This window comes from Tsukamurella sp. 8F (assembly GCF_029167375.1).
GTDB lineage: Bacteria > Actinomycetota > Actinomycetes > Mycobacteriales > Mycobacteriaceae > Tsukamurella.
In genome coordinates this window covers 72359-89408 of record NZ_JARFTP010000004.1, presented here as the reverse complement: position 1 = coordinate 89408, position 17050 = coordinate 72359, and the positions used below count along the sequence as shown (strand labels likewise).

Annotated in this window: 16 protein-coding genes; 4 read left to right on the top strand and 12 right to left on the bottom strand. The window is 70.4% G+C overall.

Annotated features, from left to right (window positions below):
* The 9 genes from P0W64_RS04270 to gabT form a co-directional block, all read right to left on the bottom strand.
* Window positions 1–3192 carry a carboxyl transferase domain-containing protein gene (locus tag P0W64_RS04270; RefSeq protein WP_275478827.1) on the bottom strand — a complete coding sequence of 1064 codons (3192 nt, stop codon included), beginning with the start codon at window positions 3190–3192 and terminating at the stop codon, window positions 1–3.
* The gene (locus P0W64_RS04265; protein WP_275478826.1) at window positions 3189–4913 is read right to left on the bottom strand and encodes an AMP-binding protein; all 1725 of its coding nucleotides are present in this window, start codon (window positions 4911–4913) and stop codon (window positions 3189–3191) included. Before P0W64_RS04265 ends, P0W64_RS04270 begins: the two co-directional genes overlap by 4 nt.
* Entirely contained in the window at window positions 4910–5545 is a 636-nt protein-coding gene (locus P0W64_RS04260) for a TetR/AcrR family transcriptional regulator (RefSeq protein ID WP_275478825.1), read from the bottom strand. Before P0W64_RS04260 ends, P0W64_RS04265 begins: the two co-directional genes overlap by 4 nt.
* 90 nt (window positions 5546–5635) lie before the next feature.
* A complete protein-coding gene (locus P0W64_RS04255) occupies window positions 5636–6412 on the bottom strand; it encodes a hypothetical protein (RefSeq protein ID WP_275478824.1) in 777 nt (258 codons plus the stop codon).
* Between the two features lie 57 nt (window positions 6413–6469).
* Complete coding sequence (locus P0W64_RS04250) at window positions 6470–6886, bottom strand: hypothetical protein (protein ID WP_275478823.1); 417 nt, start codon at window positions 6884–6886, stop codon at window positions 6470–6472.
* 14 nt (window positions 6887–6900) lie between these two features.
* The gene (locus P0W64_RS04245; RefSeq protein ID WP_275478822.1) at window positions 6901–7176 is read right to left on the bottom strand and encodes a DUF3618 domain-containing protein; all 276 of its coding nucleotides are present in this window, start codon (window positions 7174–7176) and stop codon (window positions 6901–6903) included.
* Between the two features lie 20 nt (window positions 7177–7196).
* Window positions 7197–8105 (bottom strand): PE-PPE domain-containing protein, encoded by a 909-nt coding sequence (locus P0W64_RS04240; protein ID WP_275478821.1) that lies wholly within the window; start codon window positions 8103–8105, stop codon window positions 7197–7199.
* A 53-nt stretch (window positions 8106–8158) separates the two neighbouring features.
* Window positions 8159–9604 carry an NAD-dependent succinate-semialdehyde dehydrogenase gene (locus P0W64_RS04235; protein WP_275478820.1) on the bottom strand — a complete coding sequence of 482 codons (1446 nt, stop codon included), beginning with the start codon at window positions 9602–9604 and terminating at the stop codon, window positions 8159–8161.
* Window positions 9601–10989 (bottom strand): 4-aminobutyrate--2-oxoglutarate transaminase, encoded by a 1389-nt coding sequence (gene gabT, locus P0W64_RS04230; RefSeq protein ID WP_275478819.1) that lies wholly within the window; start codon window positions 10987–10989, stop codon window positions 9601–9603. The genes P0W64_RS04235 and gabT overlap by 4 nt, the downstream gene beginning before the upstream one ends.
* Before the next feature lie 154 nt (window positions 10990–11143).
* Here gabT and P0W64_RS04225 point away from each other — a divergent pair, with 154 nt between their 5' ends.
* From P0W64_RS04225 to P0W64_RS04215, 3 genes are all read left to right on the top strand, one after another.
* Window positions 11144–12682, top strand: a complete 1539-nt coding sequence (locus P0W64_RS04225; protein WP_275478818.1) for a PucR family transcriptional regulator — start codon at window positions 11144–11146, stop codon at window positions 12680–12682.
* A gap of 88 nt (window positions 12683–12770) precedes the next feature.
* Window positions 12771–13361, top strand: coding sequence for a TetR/AcrR family transcriptional regulator (locus tag P0W64_RS04220; RefSeq protein ID WP_275478817.1), 591 nt, complete (start codon window positions 12771–12773; stop codon window positions 13359–13361).
* Between the two features lie 3 nt (window positions 13362–13364).
* On the top strand, window positions 13365–13817 hold the full coding sequence (locus P0W64_RS04215; RefSeq protein ID WP_275478816.1) for a DUF6640 family protein: 453 nt from the start codon (window positions 13365–13367) through the stop codon (window positions 13815–13817).
* Here P0W64_RS04215 and P0W64_RS04210 read toward each other — a convergent pair.
* Together P0W64_RS04210 and P0W64_RS04205 are read right to left on the bottom strand one after the other, a co-directional pair.
* Window positions 13808–14617, bottom strand: coding sequence for a zinc finger domain-containing protein (locus P0W64_RS04210; RefSeq protein ID WP_275478815.1), 810 nt, complete (start codon window positions 14615–14617; stop codon window positions 13808–13810). The two genes, P0W64_RS04215 and P0W64_RS04210, sit on opposite strands and share 10 nt — an antisense overlap.
* 19 nt (window positions 14618–14636) lie before the next feature.
* Complete coding sequence (locus P0W64_RS04205; protein WP_275478969.1) at window positions 14637–15110, bottom strand: ribose-5-phosphate isomerase; 474 nt, start codon at window positions 15108–15110, stop codon at window positions 14637–14639.
* A gap of 62 nt (window positions 15111–15172) precedes the next feature.
* On the opposite strand from P0W64_RS04205, the gene P0W64_RS04200 reads away from it, so the two are divergent.
* Complete coding sequence (locus P0W64_RS04200; protein ID WP_275478814.1) at window positions 15173–16336, top strand: M48 family metalloprotease; 1164 nt, start codon at window positions 15173–15175, stop codon at window positions 16334–16336.
* A gap of 31 nt (window positions 16337–16367) precedes the next feature.
* On the opposite strand, the gene P0W64_RS04195 is transcribed toward P0W64_RS04200, so the two are convergent.
* Window positions 16368–17006 (bottom strand): MerR family transcriptional regulator, encoded by a 639-nt coding sequence (locus P0W64_RS04195; protein WP_275478813.1) that lies wholly within the window; start codon window positions 17004–17006, stop codon window positions 16368–16370.
* Window positions 17007–17050: the final 44 nt, after the last annotated feature.

Below are 17050 nucleotides of genomic sequence, written 5' to 3'. Positions count from 1 at the left end.
TCAGCGCGCGAGGCGCGCTATCCAGCGGCGCGTGTCGGCGGGATCGATGACATCATCGAGCTCGCCGACCGTCGCCGCTGCCAGGGCCTTGCCCCGCTCGTAGGCGAGGGCCACCAGCCGGTCGAACAGCTCTTGCCGTTCCACCGCGTCCTCCTTCGCCGCAAGCTCCTTCGAGAAGCCCAGGCGAACTGCGCCTTCCAGCCCCATACCGCCGATCTCGCCCGTAGGCCAGGCGACGGTGAAGTCCGGCGCCCGGAACGAGCCGGCCGTCATCGCCATCGCACCGAGGCCGTAGCCCTTGCGCAGCACGAAGGCACCGATCGGCACCGTCATATGCGCACCGATCACGAACAGGCGGCTGAATCGGCGCACCGTCGCCGTCGTCTCGGCGTCGGGGCCGACCATGAATCCCGGTGTGTCGCAGAACGACACCACGGGCAGGCCGTGCGTCTCACACAGCGTGAGGAAGTCGGCAAGCTTGTCGGCGCCCTCGGCGTCGATGGCGCCACCGAGATGGTGACTCGAGTTCGCGATCAGGCCGTAGGCCACGCCCTCCACGCGCACCAGTGCTGTGACCACTCCGACTGCGTGGTCCGCGCGCAGTTCGAGCACCGATCCGACGTCGGCGACGGCGTCGATCGCCGCGCGGATGTCGTAGGCGCGGAGCCGGTTCCGAGGCACGATGTGGCGCGCGATCCGCGGATCCGGTGCCTCCCATTGTGCGATGGGCCCCTGGAAGTACGACAGGTAGCGACGGGCGAGCTCGACTGCGTGCGCATCGTCGCGAGCCACCAGATGTACGACACCGTTGCGACGCTGAACATCGATGGGTCCGATCTCCTCCGGGCGGTGATCGCCGAGGCCACCGCCCGAGATCATCGCCGGCCCGCCCATACCGATATTCGCATCGGGTGTCGCGATGATCACGTCGCAGGTGCCGGCCATTGCGGCGTTCCCGGCGAAGCACCGGCCGGACACGACGGCGACGAGCGGCACTTCACCGCTGAGCGCACCCAGGGTGCGGAACGTAGGAACATCGAGACCCGCCACGACGGGCAGATCCGTGTCGCCCGGCCGGCCGCCTCCTCCCTCCGCGAAAACGATCACGGGAAGCCTTCGTCGCCCGGCGATCTCGAGCACGCGGTCGGTCTTGGCGTGATTGCGCCAGCCCTGCGTCCCCGCTAGCACCGTGTAGTCGTAGCCGAGCACGGCTACGTCGGCGGCGGCATCGAAGCGGTCTGCTCCGATAGTCGCCACTCCGCCGACGAGACCGTCGGCCGGAGTGTTCGCAATGAGATCCTCCTCGCTGCGCCGGCTGCGCTGCGCTGCCACGACGAGGCCCCCGTACTCGACGAAGCTGCCGTCGTCGACGAGGTCGGATATGTTCTCACGCACCGTCCTACGACCACGCCTACGCATCTTGGCGACGGCCTCGGGACGGGCCGCATCCTCGGTGGCGGCGTGCCGGTCCAGTATCTCGGCCAGGTCGTCGCGCGCCGCGTCGAGATCCACGTCCGGCACACCCGCGGCGCCCACCGAACCGGTCACCGTGTAGAGGACGAGCGGATCCCCGGACGCGACGGTGCATCCCGGCCGTGCAAGGACGCGCACGGCGCGAGCGCCGACGGGCGCGACGATGACGTGCTCCATCTTCATGGCCTCCAATACGGCCAGCGGCGCACTCCCTGGAACCTCGTCGCCCTCCCTCACCACGGAGACGACGGTTCCCGCCATCGGCGCCCGTGCTACCTCCTCGCCCGCCCGCAGCTCGACATGCTCGGACACGACAGGCTGCGCCGGGGCCTCGGCGATGAGCGCGGGTAGGCGATCCGCGACGAAGCCCGTGGTTACCGGCCCGCCTGCCAGTTCCTGATCCGCGAGCATCGCGCGCAGCACGGGGATCGACGTCGCAACACCGTCGATCACGAACTCTCCCAACGCTGCCCGGAGCTTCGCCGTCGCCGCCGAGTACGACGCCGCCCTCGCAACGACCTTCGCGAGCAGCGGGTCGTAGCGCGCGCCCAGCACAAGGCCCGGTCGTCCGTAGGTGTCGACCCGGATGCCCGGCCCACTCGGCGGGGTGAACGCGGCCAGGGTGCCGGACGCTGCGGTCGGCGCACCGTCGGGCGCGAGGGTCTCGGCATTGACACGCGCCTGCATCGCGAATCCGCGCGCCGCGGCGAGGTCCCCGTCCACGCCGTCTCCACACGACGAGATCCCGGGCGGCAGGTCCAGATCGGACAGCATCGCGCCCTGCGCCAGCGCCAGCTGCGCGCCGACCAGGTCGACCCCGGTCACCTCCTCGGTGACCGTGTGCTCCACCTGGATCCGGGGATTGACCTCGAGGAAGACCACCGAATCTCGCTCTCCGACGAGGAATTCAACGGTCGCGACGCCACGATAGCCGGCGCGGGCGAGTAGCCGCGACGCCGCGATGTGCAGTGCGCGCCGCATGTCGGTACCGAGGTCCGGGGCGGGCGCGGTCTCGATCAGCTTCTGGTGCCGGCGTTGCACGCTGCAGTCGCGATCACCGATGGCCAAGGCGCGGGAGCCGTCGGCGACGATCTGCACCTCGACATGCCGAGGATCTTCGAACAGCTTCTCCGCGAACACATCCCGCGACCCGAAGCCTCGTTCGGCCTCAGCAGCGCATGCCGCGTATGCGGCGTCGAGCGCGTCGTCGGAGCGCACCACGCGCATGCCGCGGCCGCCGCCGCCCGCGACCGCCTTTATCATGATCCCGCCGGGGTGGGCGGCGAGGAACCCGCGCACCTGGTCGAGAGTGGCGGCCCCCTCGGTGGCCGGCAGCACCGGAACGTCCGCAGCGGTCGCCGCCGCCCGGGCGGACGCCTTGTCACCGAACAACTCCAGCAGCTCCGGCGTAGGCCCCGCGAACACGAGGCCCGCTGCCGCGCAGGCGCGGGCGAATCCCGCATTCTCACTGAGGAAGCCGTAGCCGGGGTGGACGACGGAGGCGCCCGCCGCAACACCCGCCGCCACGACGGCTGCGGCGTCGAGGTACGCCGCGGGGCCGGAACCGGGCAGTGCGACGGCGACGCTCGCGGCATGCACGTGGGGAGTGTCTGCATCGTCGGATGCGTACAGCGCGACGGACTCCAGGCCGGACTCCGCCGCTGCGCGGACGATGCGCAGTGCGATCTCGCCGCGGTTGGCGATCAGGACCCGCGTCATGATCGCTCTCCCGCCGCGGCCGCCGCACGCGCGGCACGCTCCAGCAGGTCGCCTTTGCGCACCTTGCCGGTCGCGGTCATAGGCAGGCCGTCCACCAGTTCGACGTCCGGCACCTTGTACCCGGCCATGTTGGCGCGCGCCCACTCCCGGACTCCGTCGGCCGTCGTCGACGCTCCGGGGCCGAGTTGAACGAACGCGTACGCCACCTGGCCGCGCGCCGGATCGGGGCGTGGCACGACCGAAACCGCGACCACGTCGGGGTGCATGCGCAGGAGGGCCTCGACCTCCGACGGGAACACGCTCATCCCGTTGGTCTTGATCATCTCCTTGGTCCGAGCGAGGTAGTGCAGCGCACCCCACTCATCGAGCCGACCGACGTCGCCGGTGTGCAGCCAGCCGTCGCGGAGCACTTCGGCGGTCGCGTCCGGGCGGCCGTAGTAGGCGGTGAGAACAGATGGGCTCCGCACCGCGATCTCGCCCGACTCGCCCACCGGCACAGGGGCCCCGGCCTCGTCGAGGATGAGGAAGTCGGTGCCCGGCACCGGTAGCCCGCAGAAGACGGGGTCTGCGGCGAGGTCGCGATCACCGTCCTGGAATCCGAGGGTCGTGCTGTCGGCCGTGTGAGTCTCCGTCATGCCGTAGCTGGCCTCGCGGAGCGTGCCGCCCACGAGGGCGCGCCAGCGCGAACGGATCTCGGGCGTCAACTCGAGCACGAACGACACGGCCAGCGCGTTGCGGAGGGTCGCGGTGCGGACACCTTCGAATCCGGGCAGATCCATTAGCTCGACATAGTTGTCGACGGTACCGACCATGTCGGTCACGCCGTACCGCGCTACCAGTGCGAGCACGGCTTCGGGATCCCAGCGCGTCAGCAGCACCACCGGGACACCGCTCACGAGCGGTAGCAGAATCCCGAAATCCTCACCGGCGATCCAGAACACGGGCAGGAAGTTCAGGACGACCGCGTCGCCTGTGCCCGGCTGCCGCCCGCCGGCCACGGTGGCCGTCGCCGCCGTGTAGACCATATGCCGCTGGGTGTGCTCGCACCCCTTCGGCATTCCGGTGGTGCCACCCGTGTAGTTCAGTGCCGCAAGAGCATCCGGGTCGTCGCGGCGCTGCGGAGCGGGATCGACAGCGACGATCGAGGCCCAGTCCGTCCGCTCCGCCTGCACCGGGAACGGCAGCGGCACAACGGGATCGGTACGCATCCTGTCGTCGAGCAGGTCGGTGAGGGCTGTGTAGGCGATCCGGCGCACCGCCGTGTCGGCCCGCACGGTCTCGACCAGATCGGCGAAGGTGTCCTGCGCCAGCAGGATGCTCACGCCTGCATCGGTCAGCTCGTGCCGCAGCTCGTGTTCGCGGAACAGGGGGTTGATCGGGACGTGAACACACCCCGCCTTGAGGATGCCCATCATCGCGATGAGGAACTGCGGGCAGTTGCCCAGGTATACGCCGACCCGGTCCCCCGGCCGGGCGCCGCATGCCAGCAGCCACCCTGCGAACCGGTCGGACAGCTCGTCGTACCGCGCATAGCTGATCTCGGCCCCGTAGAACGCGATCGCGACGGCGCCCGGACGCTCGCGCGCCCAATGCCGCAGATGGTCGGTGACACCGCCGTCGACGGGGTACTCGACGGTACCGGGGGTTTCGTCGGGGCGGTTGCGCGCTTGCAGCGCACGGACTTCCGCCGCGGCCGCGTCGAGTGCGTCTGCTCGCGTCACAGTTCCTCCGTTCGGGGCGAGACACCTACGAGGCGCTCGGTGATGATGATGTGGTCGGCGATGAACCGCTCACGCTCGGCGGCAGACGTCCCGGCGATACGCGCTGCGCCGATCGTGAGCGCATCGGCGACGGTGTCGACGATGCGTGCCGCGGGAACGCACGGGTCCGCCGCGCCCTCCGCTGCCAGCCGTTCGAGGAACCGGGTGAAGCGCCGCCGCGTGATGTCCCGCGCGCCCGTCCAGAGCCGATCGACGACGGGGTCTATGCGGGCCCGGTGCTCGACGAGCGCGAGCAGCGGTGCGTGCTCGAACAGCGCCTCGACGAACGCACGTGTGGTGGCCTCGAGAACGTCGTGCGGCGCCACAGCCTCCACGTCGACGACCAGTTGGGCCGCGACCAGAGCGTCGGACGCCCGCGCGGTGAGCGCATGGAAGACCTCGTCCTTCGAAGCGAAATAGGCGTAGAACGTGGGCCGCGACGTCGACGCGCGTGCGGTGATCGACGCAGCCGTGGTCCGGTCGTAACCGTCCTGGGCGAAGCAGTGCTCGGCGGCGAACAGTAGTTCGTCGCGTCTACCGCCGATCTCGCGCCGCGCCTCTCGCGCGCGCTCCGCCGCCTCGGATGTGTCCACCGACACATATTGCGTTGACACTGACGTCAATGTCAATACTCGCGGCGGTGCCCTTCCGGCGCGACACGCGATGGAGACTCGAGCGCTCCGCTACTGCGCGGGGTTACGCGGCGGGATCAGGCGCTCGGCGGCGGCCTTCGAGACGGCGGGCGGCGCGGAGGCCTCAGGCTGTTCCGCGACCGCGCCCGCGGCGCCGGGCTGCATCGTGTGCAGCCCCGGAGCATCGGCGTGGGCAGCGCGCGCAGCCCCGGCACGCGCTGCATCCGCGGCCGTGCGCACCGCGAACCTCGGCAGACTCGTGAGCAGCCCGGTAACCGGAGCGGCCACGCTGTTCGCGGCACCGACGACGTCCTGAATCACCGCGAGTCGCGCATTCATCGAGCTCAGCGCCGGCCCGATCTCCGCGACCGTCGTGGACATGTCCAGGAGCTGCGCGATCGCGCCGTCCTCCGCAGTGAGCATGTCGACGATGCCGTCGTCCATCGTGAGGCGCTCGACGATCCCGCCCGCGGCGGTGGCACGGTCCAAGGGGCCCCCGACCCGGATCACCCGGTCCACCGGCCCGTCGGGGTTGAACAGGTCGGCGACCCGGTCCGCAGCGCCCCCCGGGCCGATGATCCGGTCCAGGGGCGCACCGGGCTGCATCAGATCCGCGACCCTGTTGACGATGTAGGGGATCCGCCCTACAGCGGTGAAGATGTTGTTGTTGCGCTCGAGCGCGGCCCGCGCCTGCGGGTCCACCTGATCGGCCGCGACCGCGACCACGTCGCGGGCGATTCCCGCCGTCTGCTGCGCGGCGGTCAGCCCGATGTCCGCGACCGCCAGCCCTAGCTTCGCGGGGCCGACCAGAGCCTTGGGAAGCACCATGGGCTCAAGGGTAGCGGGGATCGGCTCGGAACCGCCGCCGACCGGCGCGAACGAGCGTCATCCGGCGGCCACAGGCGATGACGGCGCCGCGCCGCTCGACGGTGTGGCGGCGCCCGTCGGGCTCACGACGTAGGTGACCGTGTCGCCGTCGGACGACAGGCCGACGGTGAACCCGTGCCCGAGGTACAGCGCGCCGACCTCGCCCGCATCGACGGGGGTGCGTGGCGTGATGGGATCGAAGCCCGCGGCGAGCAGTGCCTGTGCGGCGGCGACGGTGTCTTTACCGGTCACCGTCAGCCGCCAGACCGGGTGTCCGACATCGATGTCGTCGGAGGCCTGCACCCGACCCACCACCGGCACGGCGGTCGGAAAGCCGGACGGGAGTGATGCGGTGGAGATGTCGGAATCGCTGCACCCCGCAATAGCGGACACAGACAGCACGACGCCGGCGCACACTGCTGCGCCGGCGATCATGCGGGGTCGGGGGCTCAGACCGTGATCTTCCCGGCCGCCAGGGCCTTGAGGACCTTCTTCTCGCGCCGGGCCTTGGTCACCCGCGACGCCACGAACAGCGCGACGAGCACGCCGACGCCGGCCGCGGCGGCGAGCACCGGGGGCTTGGTAACTGTGGACACCGCCTGAGTCTTAGCGGTGTCGACGAGCTTCTTGGGATCCGCGCGCTCGCCCAGTTGGTCGAGCGTGCTGGCGAGCTGCTCGCGGGCGCGCTCGATGTCGCGTTCGATGCTCTCGGTGTCACGGGGCACTTCGGGGACCTCCTGGAGGGTCAGCCGTCGGTCGTCTCTGAAGAGGATAGCCTCCCACGAAAGGTCGCCTGCACCTGCAGCCACTGGGCGAGCACCTGGCACCCGGTCAGTGCCTCGTCCTCGTACCGGCGCAACTGGTACGGCTCGGCCGCATATGCGACGTGCCGCCCGCCACCGGCGTTGACGGTCCTCGCCCCCAACTGCAGGCTCGGCAGGTACCCGCGCACCTCGTCGACGGCGGTCCGCACGCGCCGGATGTCGCGCACCCACTGACGCCGGGAGAACGCGGTCTTGGCGGCGTTCTGGAACAACCCACGGCGGTAGCGCGCAAGGGCGCTGGGCACCCATCGCTTCAGATCCCGCACCGCAAGGGATTCGGTGGCGTCCGCCAGATCCCGGACGAACGAGTCGCCGCTCGCGTTGCAGATGACGTCGTCGGGGTTCGACACCCACAACACCTCGACCGACTCCGGGACGTAGGGCCCGCGTCCGGCGACACCGTATCCATCGCACCTCGGGTCCGTGCCCTCGGGCCGATGCGGATCCGAGATCAGGCCCGCCGCGACGATATGGGGAGCGTGCAGCGAGCCGTCGGCGACGAGGCCGAGCATCCGGCGCACCACGACGGCGCCCTGCGAGTATCCGAGAAGCATCACCGGCCCGGGCGTGTCGGCCACGGCCCGAAGGAGCGCGTCGACCCCGAGCGTGACGCTGTCCGCGTAACTGAGACCCGTGCCGAACGGCACGGGTCCATAGGACGACGGGTAGCCGATCCAGCGGGCCGCGAACCGGCCGTCGAGCTCACCTACCACGTGCCCGAGCATGCCTGTGACCTCCGTGCGCGAGTCACCCTGGTAGGACTCGCCGGTCCCGCCGACCGCGAGCACAGTGACCGTTGGAGTTCGAGGTACCGCCGGGCTCGTGTACATGCCCCGACCGTGCCGAGCCGGCCTGAGAAGTGACTGTGGCGGCCCTTAAGGGACTACGACGTGGGCAAGGCCACGTACTTCGTCACGAGGTACTCGTGGATACCCTCGGAGCCGCCCTCGCTGCCGAGCCCGGACGCCTTGACTCCGCCGAACGGCGCGGCCGGATCGGAGATGATGCCCCGGTTGACGCCGACCATGCCGGACTTCAGCGCCGCCGCGACGCGCAGAGCGCGCTGCAGGTCGGTCGAGTAGAAGTACGCCGCAAGGCCGTACTCGGTGTCGTTCGCCGCGTCGATCGCATCGGCGTCCGTGTCGAAGCCCTGGATCGCGGCGACGGGGCCGAAGATCTCCTCGGCGACGATGCGCGCATCGGCCGGGACGTCGTCGAGCACCGTCGGAGCGTAGAAGTAGCCGTCGCCCGCGAGCGCGTGCCCGCCGGTCGTGACCTTCGCACCCGCCGCGATCGCGTCGTCGACCAGAGCCGCCACCGACGAGCGCTGTTTCTCGGTGATGAGCGGGCCCACGTCGACGCCGGACTCGGCGCCGGCACCGGTGCGCAACGCGGCGATCCGCTCGGTCAGCTTCGCGACGAACTCCGCGCGGACGGAGTTGTGCACGAGGAAGCGGTTCGCGGCCGTACACGCCTGGCCACCGTTGCGCATCTTGGCGGCCATCGCGCCGTCGACCGCGGCGTCTATGTCGGCGTCGCCGAACACGATGAAGGGCGCGTTGCCGCCGAGCTCCATGGACGTACGCAGCACACCGTCGGCGGCCTGTGCGAGAAGCTTCCGCCCCACCTGCGTCGAGCCGGTGAACGTCACCTTCGCGAGCCCGGGGTCGGCGAACACGGTATCGGACACCGCCACCGGGCTGCTGCACGGAAGGATCGACAGGACACCAGCGGGCAGCCCGGCCTCGGCGAAGAGGCGCCCCATCAGCAGGGCGGTGAGCGGGGTCGCCTCTGCGGGCTTGACGATCATGGTCGCGCCGGCGGCGAGCGCAGGTCCCACCTTGCGGGTGATCATCGCGAGGGGGAAGTTCCACGGCGTCACCGCGTAGCAGAGCCCGACCGGCTCATGAGTCACGAGGATCCGACCGTTACCCGACGGTGCCTCGGCGGTGCGGCCGTTGATCCGTACAGCCTCCTCCGCGAACCACTCGAGGAAGCCGGCACCGTACGCGACCTCGCCGCGGGAGTCCGCGAGCGGCTTTCCCATCTCGGCGGTGATCAGCGCAGCGAACTCCTCACTACGCTCGGTGAGCGCGTCGAACGCGCGCCGCAGGATCCGTGCCCGCTCACGGGGCGGGGTCTCGGCCCAGCCCACAGCCGCCGCATGTGCGGCACGTAAGGCGGCCGCGGCGTCCTCGGCCCCGGCATCCGCGACCGCGGCGATGACCTGGCCCGTCGCCGGGTCGATCACGTCGAAGGTGGCGCCGGACGCAGCCGGCCTCTCCGTCCCGCCGATGAGCAGGCCGTGGCTGGTCACCGCGGTGGTCATGCGTTCACCGCCTCTCGTGTGGCCGCGTTGCGCCGACGTGCTTCGGCGGCGCGCCGCCTGATGGCGTCTGTGAGCACGCCGAGGCCGTCATCGAGGAGGGCCTCCGGGATGACCAGCGGCGGCAACAGCCGGATGACGTTGCCGTATGTGCCACAGGTCAGGACGAGCACGCCCTGCGCGAGACAGTCGGCGGCGACGGCCTTGGTCAGGTCGGCGTCGGGCGTGACACCGTCGGCACCGACGAACTCGACTGCCAACATGAGCCCTCGGCCGCGGACGTCGCCGATCGCGGGTACCTCGTCGGCGAGGGCCTGCAGCCGTGCCTTGGCGGTGGCGCCGAGCGCGGCGGCGCGTCCGGGCAGGTCGTACTCCTCCATCCGGCCGATCGCGGCGAGGGCCGCAGCACAGGCGACAGGGTTGCCTCCGTAGGTGCCGCCGAGTCCACCCGGGTGCACGGCGTCGAGCAGCTCGGCACGGCCCACGACCGCGGACAGCGGCATACCGCCCGCGATGCCCTTCGCGAGGGTGATCAGGTCGGGCACGACGTCTTCGTCGTCACACGCGAACCACCGCCCGGTGCGCCCGAAGCCCGTCTGCACCTCGTCGGCGATGAAGACGACACCGTTGGCCTTCGCCCAGTCTGCAAGCGCCGGAAGGAATCCCGGTGCGGGCGCGATGAATCCGCCTTCGCCCTGGATGGGTTCGAGGATGATGGCGGCCAGACTCTCAGCGCCGACCTGCTTCTCGATCATCGAGATGGCGCGCTGCGCGGCCTCGGCGCCCGTCATGCCCGCTGGATCTCGGAACGGGTAGGACATCGGCATCCGGTAGACCTCGGGCGCGAACGGGCCGAAGTTCTGCTTGTACGGCATGGATTTCGCGGTCAATGCCATCGTCAGGTTGGTACGGCCGTGATAGGCGTGGTCGAATGCGACGACCGCCTGGCGGCCTGTCGCGAGGCGCGCGACCTTGATCGCGTTCTCGACCGCCTCGGCCCCCGAGTTGAACAGGACCACGCGCTTGTCGTGATCGCCCGGCGTGCGGGCGGAGAGTTGCTCGGCCACGGCGACGTAGCCCTCGTAGGGGGTCACCATGAAGCACGTGTGAGTGAAGTGCGAAGCCTGCTCGGCGATCGCGGCGGCGACCTTCGGATCGCTCGCGCCGACGTTGGTCACGGCGATGCCGGAGCCCAGGTCGATGAGCGAGTTGCCGTCGGCGTCCACGATCACGCCGCCGTCGGCGTCCGCGGCGTACACCGGCGCGGTGGACGCGACGCCACCGGGTACGACGGCGGCGCGGCGCTGCGCGAGCGCCGTCGACGCCGGCCCGGGCAGGTCGGTGCGCAGCTCGCGCTGCTGCGGGAGTCGGTAGGCGATGTCTGTCATGGCGATCCCCTTCGCGTCGTTCCGGGCGTGCGGATGGCCCCCGGTCCCTCAATCATGTGACCTGCGACTCGGCGTCACAGTGGCCGAATCGGTGCGCCCGGCACTCCTACGTACGACAGAATGTCCATGGTCGAAACGACGGAGAGGTGGGCCGATGGCGACGCAGGCGGGCACGGGAGTGACTGTGCGCTGGCTGGCCTCGGACCCCTCGCTGAAGTTGCACGTGCGGTCGGCGTCGCACGCGCTGGACCGCGTGATCCGGCAGGTACAGACCATCGAGCATGCCGAGCCCTTCGCGTGGCTTGCGGGCGGCGAGCTGGTGCTCACGACGGGTATGTCCCTCCCGTCCGGTGACGCGCCCGGCGACGAGGCGGTGCGCCGCAACTACGTCGAGGGGCTCGCGGCCGCCGAGGTACCGGCCCTCGGGTTCGGAATCGGACTGTCGCACAAAGCTGTTCCGCAGGACCTGCTGCGCACCGCGGAACGCGTAGGGCTGCCGGTACTGGAGGTGCCGCGCGCGACCCCCTTCGCCGCGCTGGCGCGAGCGGTCACGGACCGCATCGCCGCCACGGAGTACACGGCACTCCTTCGGGCGTCGCGCGCACAGCCGCGCATGACCCGCGCCATTCTCACGGGCGGCCCGGGCCCCCTGGTGCGGGAGTTGGCCTCCGCCACCGGTTTCCAGGTTGCGATCGCCGATCAGACCGGGGCCGTCGGCATCGCGCACCCGCTCCCCCTCGATCCCGAGACCGCCGCTCTGGCAATCGACCTCGCCGCGGCGAGACACGCCGCGACGAGCGCACAGGACGCAGCCGGTCGGACCGTCATCGTGCAGGCGATCGGTTCGCCCCGCCGAGCCCACGGCTACCTCGTCGCGGTGACGCCCGGTCCCCCGGACGCTGTGGCGCAAGTCCTGCTCGGTCACGCCACGTCGCTGCTCGCGCTAGACCGGGCGAAGCCGGAGCGACTCCGCGACGACCAGGCTCGCCTCAACGCCACCGCGCTCCGGCTCGCCCTCGACGGCCTCGGTCCCGCCGACCTGCTGTCGGGCGCCGCGGGCCCGGACGGCCTGGTGCGCGTATTGACCGTCGTACCCGGCGCCCAGGGCGCCGGACGCCGCATCGTGGACGCGATGGACTCCGCCCTCCTGGCGCAGGGCCGCGGTCTCTGGGCCATCTCCGACGGCGAGTCGGCACGCGTCCTCCTTCACGGCTCCGAGGATCCCGCGCGGGCCGTGGTGCTGACTTCGGCGGCGCCCGCCGCGGATGTGCGCAGTACCCGGTTCGGATTGAGCCGTCCATACACCGTCGACCAGATAGATGCTGCGGCAAGCGAATCCGCACTTGCCGCAGACGCCGCGGCCCCGGGCGAGCGACCCGCGGTGCTCGAACAGCTCACGGGAGGGGTACTACTCGCGGTTCCCGCCACCCGCACCGTGCTGTCCGGCCTGGGCGCGCAGTTGCTCGCCCCGATCCATGAGCACGACTCCGAGAACGGCACCGAACTCGCCGCATCACTCCGCGCCTTCCTCGAGGCCAACGGCAACTGGGAGTCCGCGTCCGCCGCGCTGGGCATACACCGGCACACGCTGCGCACCCGAATCCGACGCATCGAGGAGCTCCTCGGTTACGACCTGGGCCCCGCCCGTGTCCGTGCCGAGCTGCTCCTCGCGATGATCGCCGGCGGACGCTAGGCCCGACCGGAGCCGTTGTCCGATCGAGGCACTTTCGATACGATCTGTCTCATAGATGTGAGACAGATCGTTGCAGAAACGAGAGGCGATGCGTCCACCCGATCCCCGCACCGTCCGCAGTCGCGAGACCGCACTCGCGGCTGCGCGGGAACTGCTCATCGAGCGCGGACTGGCCGGTCTGACGCATACCGCCGTCGCTGCCCGCAGCGGGATCAGCCGCGCCACCCTGTATCGGTTGTGGCCTGAGACTCCGGATCTCGTGTGCGATACGGTCACTCGCCATGTCGATCTGACCAGGCCCCGGCCGACGGGCGATCTCAGGGACGACCTGCTCGCCGCACTCACGGAGGTACGCGCGATGCTGCACGAACCGGCGATCGAGCAGGGCATGCGCGTGGTGATCGAGAGGGCCGCTGTAGATCCGAAGTACGCGGAGGTCAAGGAGTCGCTGTATCGATCGGGTACCTCCGCCGTGCGCGCCGTACTCACGGATGCGATCGCACGGGGCGCCCTCCCGCGCGATGTCGACGTCGACTCGGCCATCGACTGCCTGCACGGCCCGCTGTTCTTCCGCCGGCTCCTGGCAGGTCGACGCTTCGAACTCGACTACGTGCGCATCGTCGTCGAACGGTTCCTTCAGGCCGACCATACGAAATCCACTCACCAGCAAGGAGATTAGAAGATGATCACTGCAAAGACGAGGGCTTCGCGGGTCTCGCGAGCACTCACCGCGGCCGCCGCGTTCGCCACGATGGTCGGCGCACCCCTGGCGGATCTCGTCATCCCGGCCACGGCTGCCCAACACCTGCGCAACGACGCATGGCCGCCACACGCGAAGTTCCACGACGCGCAGTACATCGTGATGTCGGTCCTGCTGGGCGCGACCGCGCTGACATTGACGGCGCGGCGCGGCGGCAGCACTCGGACACAGATGCGGACGGCTTGTGCACTCGTCGCCACGCCCTGGGTGGGACTACTCGCGGCTCCCTTGTTTCCCGGAACCGCAGTGCAGGATCCCGGCTTCGACAATCCCACCGTCGCCGGGCTGCATCCCCAGGTCCTGCTCGCGCTGATTCTGCTGGTACTGCTGTCAGGAGCCCTCGTCGCCGATCGCCGGCCGCTGGATCACGTCTGACAGGTGGGGCAGCGGAAGAGGTTCCGTGCGTCCATCACCTCGGTGACGACGGGCCGGCCGCACACTCGACACGGCTCGCCGGCGCGGCGGTAGACGTAGGTGCGGGGGCGGTCGGGGGCGTACGACGGCGCTCCGTGGTCGTGTTCGGCGCGCACGACGTGCATGCGGCCACGCTCGACACCGATCGGCATGAGGGCGACGAGGTCGGCCCACAGCGCGTCGAACTCCTCGCGGGTGACGGCCCGACCGGGCCGGTACGGGTCGATGCCGGCGCGGAACAGGACCTCGGCGCGATAGACGTTGCCGACACCGGCGATGACCTTCTGGTCCATGAGCAGCGCGCCGATCGGCCGGGCGGACTTCGAGATCCGGCGCCACGCGGCCTCGGGGTCGGCGTCCGAGCGCAACGGATCCGGGCCGAGGCGGGCGAGCACGGCATCGACCTGTTCCTCGGTGACCAGCTCGCAAGCCGTCGGCCCGCGCAGGTCGGTGCCGCCGTCGGGCCCGGCGATGCGCATCCGCACCTGCCCGACGGGAGGCTCCGGCCTATCGAAGTCGGTGAACGTGCCGTACAGCCCGAGATGGACGTGGACGATCGGCGCCGCGGCGCCGCGCCGATCGGGCGTGTAGTGGTGCCATAGGTGCTTTCCCCACGCCTCGGCCCGCTCGAAGACGAGGCCGTCGACACGCGCGGCCTCCGCTGCGAACCTGCCCTGTGGGCTGGACACCGCCACCCGCCTGCCCGCGAACAGATCGGTGTGATCGCGCGCCAGCCTGTGCAGGGTGTGCCCCTCGGGCACCCCCTAGTGCTCCGCCGGCTCAGGCACCCGGCACCGCGGGGGCTTCGTGCGTCTTCTCGTATTCGGCGAGGATGTCGATGCGCCGCTGATGTCGCGGCTCCTCGGACCATGCTGTCGTCACGAAGGCGTCGACGATGGCGAACGCCTCCTCCTTCGAGTGCATACGCCCGCCGATGCCGATGAGCTGAGCATTGTTGTGCTGCCGCGCGAGTTGCGCGGTCTCGACGCTCCACGCGAGCGCGCAACGCGCGCCGGGGACCTTGTTGGCGGCGATCTGCTCGCCGTTACCGCTCCCGCCGAGCACGATGCCGAGGCTGCCCGGGTCGGCGACGACCTTCGCGGCGGCATCGATGCAGAACGCCGGGTAGTCGTCCTGAGCATCGTAGGTATGGGCTCCGCAGTCGATCACCTCGTGCCCCTGTGCGGTCAGATGCTCGGCGATCTGTCCCTTGAGTTCGAATCCGGCGTGGTCACCGCCGAGGTATACGCGCATGTACACAGTCTGGCAGACGCGCACCGCCGCCACCGACCCCGGCTTGCGGTTACCTTCTTTGTATGCACTCATCAGGAGAGCCGCAGTACCCGGCGAACCCGTCCGGCCCCGCGCCCGAGTACCCCGGGCCGCAGGGACCACCGGTCTACCGGTCACCGTCGGGCGCGGGTTCGCAGGGAGGAGCGGACGCGCCGGCGCCCTCGAGCGGGTATCCCGGCCCTACCTATCCGCAGGTGCCCGGCCCGACGTACTCGCAGGGCCCCGGCCCGACGTACCCACAGGGCCCCGGCCCGATCTACCCACAGGGCCCCGGCCCGGCGCCCGCTTACTCGGGCCCTCCTCGGCGGCACCCCGCCGAGATCCCGCTTCTGGTACTCGTGATCCTGTGCACCGTCGGGGTCTACGTCACGGCCATCTCCGCCGTGGCGCTGGGCCATCTGACGGGCATCGGACAGTACGCGTTGATCGCGCTGATCCTGCCGTTCGTCGTCTGGCTCGGCCGCGGCACGACCTGGGCGTCGCCACGCGTGAACGGCATCCAGATGACGCCGACGCAGTTCCCCGAGGGCTACGCGATCGTGCGGGAGGCGGCGCAGCGGTACGGGCTGCGCGAGGTCCCGGACGCGTTCGTGGTGCTGGGCAACGGCCAGATCAACGCGTTCGCATCCGGTCACGGGTTCCGGCGCTACGTGGTCGTGTACAGCGATCTGTTCGAGATCGGTGGCGCAGCACGCGATCCCGAGGCGCTGCGCTTCATCGTCGGGCACGAGGTGGGGCACATCGCGGCGGGGCACGTCTCGTACTGGCGGCAACTCGGCTCTGTCGCGATGCAGTACCTGCCCGTGATCGGTTCGGCGCTGTCGCGTTCGCAGGAGTACACCGCGGACAACTACGGCTACTTCAACCAACCGTCGGGTGTACCCGGCGCAATCGGTACGCTCGGCGCGGGCAAGTATCTCAACGTCGAGGTCGATTTCGATCTGGTCGCGGACCGCGCGTCCACCGACAAGGGCTTCTTCACCTGGCTCGCCAACCTCACGGCATCGCATCCCGTACTGACCTGGCGTGCAGAGGCTCTCCGCAACCGCACGCGTGCAGGCGCCGTCTTCTTTCCCCCCGCGCAGCCCACGCGCGGCATCGGCGGTGGTGCCGCCGTCCCGGCCGGCCAGGTCCCGAACCACTCCAAGCAGGAGGTTCTGGCGCCGCCGCCCGGCGGGGGCGCCTGACCCGGCCGGGCGTTCATCGTCGATCCGGGGGCTATCCGGCCCCGTGGCGCCGTCGATGCGCCCGCTGCCGACAGGCACGTGAACAGTAGAGCCGACGTCGCCCGCGGCCCGCTTGCGCTATCGATGTTCCGCAACAGTCGCAGCGGTCCGTCATTTCGTCACGCTCACGTCGAATTCCGTTACCTGCCCCCGACCCGGCCGCGGCGGCCAGCGCCCTGGCCGCGGCGACGAGTCCCGCCTCGTCGGCACGCCCCCGCGGCGTGCAGCGCATGAGCTCACCGTCGAGATCGGGGCACTGGGCGACGACGTCCTCGTCGGGACAACGCATGAGATGCAGCAGATACTCGCGTGCGCTACGCAACTCCTCGATGCGTTGCGCGAGCATCTCGGCGTGTACGGCGACGACGCCCTGCCACTGCCGTGTCCTATCTCCCGAGGTCACCACGGCCGCCTGGTCGAGCGGCATCGCCCCGGTCACGCAACAGAGGTAGGCCAGACCGATCCTGCGGAGGTCCACCTCTGAGTACATGCGCCGCCCACCCACACGCTCGGGTTCGGGCAGCACACCTTCGTGCTCCCACCACCGCACCGTCGATGGAGCCAGGTCGTATAACGCCGCTGCCGCGCCGATCGAGACGCCGAACATGGGATCCATACAGACATTTGACATCAAGTCGGCTTGATTCGACAGGATCGGTCTCACCGAGAGGCCGG

Excerpts from the sequence above, each read along its gene's own strand:
- P0W64_RS04235 (WP_275478820.1), bottom strand. The coding sequence starts at position 9,604 with ATGACCACCGCGGTGACCAGCCACGGCCTGCTCATCGGCGGGACGGAG.
- P0W64_RS04195 (WP_275478813.1), bottom strand. The coding sequence starts at position 17,006 with ATGTCAAATGTCTGTATGGATCCCATGTTCGGCGTCTCGATCGGCGCG.
- P0W64_RS04215 (WP_275478816.1), top strand. The coding sequence starts at position 13,365 with ATGATCACTGCAAAGACGAGGGCTTCGCGGGTCTCGCGAGCACTCACC.
- P0W64_RS04255 (WP_275478824.1), bottom strand. The coding sequence starts at position 6,412 with ATGGTGCTTCCCAAGGCTCTGGTCGGCCCCGCGAAGCTAGGGCTGGCG.
- P0W64_RS04200 (WP_275478814.1), top strand. The coding sequence starts at position 15,173 with ATGCACTCATCAGGAGAGCCGCAGTACCCGGCGAACCCGTCCGGCCCC.
- P0W64_RS04250 (WP_275478823.1), bottom strand. The coding sequence starts at position 6,886 with ATGATCGCCGGCGCAGCAGTGTGCGCCGGCGTCGTGCTGTCTGTGTCC.
- P0W64_RS04220 (WP_275478817.1), top strand. The coding sequence starts at position 12,771 with ATGCGTCCACCCGATCCCCGCACCGTCCGCAGTCGCGAGACCGCACTC.
- P0W64_RS04225 (WP_275478818.1), top strand. The coding sequence starts at position 11,144 with ATGGCGACGCAGGCGGGCACGGGAGTGACTGTGCGCTGGCTGGCCTCG.
- P0W64_RS04240 (WP_275478821.1), bottom strand. The coding sequence starts at position 8,105 with ATGTACACGAGCCCGGCGGTACCTCGAACTCCAACGGTCACTGTGCTC.
- gabT (WP_275478819.1), bottom strand. The coding sequence starts at position 10,989 with ATGACAGACATCGCCTACCGACTCCCGCAGCAGCGCGAGCTGCGCACC.
- P0W64_RS04205 (WP_275478969.1), bottom strand. The coding sequence starts at position 15,110 with ATGCGCGTATACCTCGGCGGTGACCACGCCGGATTCGAACTCAAGGGA.
- P0W64_RS04270 (WP_275478827.1), bottom strand. The coding sequence starts at position 3,192 with ATGACGCGGGTCCTGATCGCCAACCGCGGCGAGATCGCACTGCGCATC.